Source organism: Brevibacillus reuszeri (assembly GCF_002897295.1).
Lineage (GTDB): Bacteria > Bacillota > Bacilli > Brevibacillales > Brevibacillaceae > Brevibacillus > Brevibacillus reuszeri_A.
In genome coordinates, this window is record NZ_BEXF01000149.1 from 1 (window position 1) to 443 (window position 443).

The 443-nt window shown below is 54.4% G+C and carries 2 rRNA genes; both read left to right on the plus strand.

The annotated features are described in order from the left end of the window. Positions 1-9 precede the first annotated feature (9 nt). Positions 10-126 (plus strand): 5S ribosomal RNA (rrf, locus tag C3B52_RS35910). Between the two features lie 193 nt (positions 127-319). After that, positions 320-443, plus strand: a 23S ribosomal RNA gene (locus C3B52_RS35915); the annotation flags it as partial.

A 443-nucleotide genomic window follows, 5' to 3' on the forward strand; every position in this document is an offset into this window, starting at 1 on the left:
TCCTATAAGTCTGGTGATGATGGCGGAGGGGACACACCCGTTCCCATGCCGAACACGGCCGTTAAGCCCTCCAGCGCCGATGGTACTTGCTCCGCAGGGAGCCGGGAGAGTAGGACGTTGCCAGGCGGTCGCAAAAGGATCGTCTGCTAAAATCGCCTCATCCATGAGGCCACGCAGACACTAGCACATCCTGTGCGTCGTTGTTCCTTGAAAACTGGATACTGCATGTAATTGCTAAGGATATTTGAAAGTGATGTTTAAGGTACGTCTGCTAAAGTCTCCAACGTCCTGTTGGAACGCAGACATAACCACATCCTGTGGTTAAGTTACTAAGGGCACACGGTGGATGCCTTGGCGCTAGGAGCCGAAGAAGGACGCAGCGAACTGCGATAAGCCTCGGGGAGCGGTAAGCACGCTTTGATCCGGGGATCTCCGAATGGGGA